We start from the raw sequence: 2,312 nt of genomic DNA on the forward strand, positions 1-2,312 counted from the left end.
TTAATAATAGAATTAAGCTCATTATTCGACAAAGCTATGGCTTTAAAAGCTTTGAATCTTTGCGAGAAAAGCTGTTAGCTTGTTTATTTAAATAAGATTTACTTATCCCCACAGGTACGGGAGAGCCGTTAAGTTATAGTTGGTTTGCCAGCTAGATTTTGCTAGCCAAGCTCTGCCTTTAGCTAAATACTCTTTTGCTACACTATATGCGATCGCCCTTTTTGCTTTCTGACCTGCTAATAGATTCAGTTTGGCAATTTCATTTCGTTCTACTTGATTGGTAACTAGCTCAATTCCATGATTGAGATGATCGACAATTTCAAATAGTCGATCTGATAGGCGCTCTGGCAGCGTTTTCTGTTGCAGATTGCGACCAATTTGAAGATGAACCATTTGCTTATGTGACTCATCAATTAGAGTGTATGCTGCTTGCTGGACGCGATCGTGTACAAACTTGTAGTCTTGAACTAACAAGTCTTCGTCTAGTTCAGACAGCGGTTGGATAAGCTCAGCTTGGATTGCTGCTAACAAATTCCGAAAAACTGTTTTAGGCGATTGCTCACACACGATCGCCAACGTTTTCAAATCAAATTGGAACCCGATGCAAGCGGCTAATTGAAGCAACTGCTGTGATACTTCTGGTAGCTTCTTCAACTTGTTCAGCAGCAACTCCACCACATTCACATTATCAGCAATATTCAAAGCTCGAATCCGATCGAGGTTCCACTGCCATCTCGATCGATCGACATCAAAGCACAACAGATTTTCGCTATATAGCAAGCGCAAAAATTCACCCACAAGGAAGGGATTGCCCCCTGTTTTACGCAGCACCAATTCAGCTAAGGAAAGAACAGTATGAGCGTCTCGATAGAGTGCCTCCGCAATTAACTTAGCGATCGGCTCCAGGGTGAGAGGAGATAGAACAATTTGATGCAGCACTGCCCCTTGCTTTTGCAACTCTTCCAGCGTGAGTACCAGTGGATGGATTGGACTCACCTCATTGTCTCGGTAGGCTCCAATCAAAAACAGAAACTGAGTTTGCTCATCCAGCAGCATCAGTTCGATTAATTTCAGCGTGGCCCAGTCAACCCACTGCAAATCATCTAGAAAAATGGCAAGGGGATGTTTCTTTGAACAAAACACCCGAATGAATTGCCCAAAGACAAGGTTAAACCGATTTTGTGCCTCGGTCGATCCAACCTCTGGCACAGGTTGCTGCTTGCCCACAATCAATTCAACTTCTGGAATTACATCAACGATCAGTTGTCCGTTGCTGCCTAATACTGCAAGTAAGCGCTTACGCCATTGTTGCAATTGCTCATCAGGTTCACCCAACAGTTGCTGCACCAATTTTCGTAGGGCATCGACGATCGCACTATAGGGAATGTTACGCCCAAATTGGTCAAACTTACCGGAGATAAAGTATCCTCGCTTCGCCGTAATCGGTTTGTAGAGTTCTTGGACTAACGCCGATTTACCCAGTTAGCAGTTGGTAGAACGTTGCACCGAGCGAGTAAAAATCGGTGCGGTAGTCGAGCAAACGATTCATCCGTCCTGTTTGCTCTGGGGAAAGGTAGGGGAGAGTTCCTTCTAAAACATGAGGACTTTTGAAGGTCGGATTCGAGCGGTTAAACCGGGTGGCAATCCCAAAGTCAATAATCTCGATAAACTAAAGAATTAGAACTTTCATAGATTTTTTCTTGAATAGCAACATCTGGTAGGGAAATCATGATAAGAATAGCCCTGATGCAGTTTATTAATGAAACTACTAACCATGAAAAGCTTCGGCAATCGCAACCAGTAATGGTTCAAACTCTAGAGCATCTACATAACGCACACCATTAATAAATAAAGCTGGAGTGCTAACCACCCCACTATCCACGCCGCTGGCAATGTCTTGATTGATGCGATCGACGTACACTTTCTGGGCAATGTCTCGAAGAAATTGAGTTACATCAAGCCCTAAATTGTCAGCGTATTCTGCTAAATACCCATCTCCCAGTTCTTGCTGATGCTGCAATAGCATCTCGTGCATCTGCCAAAACCGCCCTTGTGCTGCTGCTGCTTCTGTCGCCGCTGCTGCCTTTTGAGCTTGAGGATGGATTTGAGATTGAGGAAAATGTCGGAATACAAAGCATAGCGAACCTCTCTTAAATAAAGTCTCCTCAAGCTGGTGTTGAATTACGGTTCTTCCGTACTTACTGTGCTAAATTATTAGGGAAGTGTTAAGCATCAAAGAGATGAAGAATAGATTACTGACTAAGTTGCTAAACCTACCAGGAGTTATAGTAGAAGAAAGTCAAGAAACAGAA

The 2,312-nt window shown here is 43.4% G+C and carries 3 protein-coding genes; all 3 read right to left on the bottom strand.

Annotated elements, in window-relative coordinates:
• Positions 1-102: 102 nt before the first annotated feature.
• Complete coding sequence (locus tag IQ264_RS32240; RefSeq protein WP_322744849.1) at positions 103-1,482, bottom strand: ATP-binding protein; 1,380 nt, start codon at positions 1,480-1,482, stop codon at positions 103-105.
• Positions 1,475-1,666, bottom strand: coding sequence for a protein kinase domain-containing protein (locus IQ264_RS33790; protein WP_322744850.1), 192 nt, complete (start codon positions 1,664-1,666; stop codon positions 1,475-1,477). The genes IQ264_RS32240 and IQ264_RS33790 overlap by 8 nt, the downstream gene beginning before the upstream one ends.
• Positions 1,667-1,768: 102 nt before the next feature.
• Entirely contained in the window at positions 1,769-2,182 is a 414-nt protein-coding gene (locus IQ264_RS32245; RefSeq protein ID WP_193986816.1) for a DsbA family protein, read from the bottom strand.
• Positions 2,183-2,312: the final 130 nt, after the last annotated feature.

The organism is [Phormidium] sp. LEGE 05292 (assembly GCF_015207735.1).
Lineage (GTDB): Bacteria > Cyanobacteriota > Cyanobacteriia > Cyanobacteriales > Aerosakkonemataceae > Floridanema.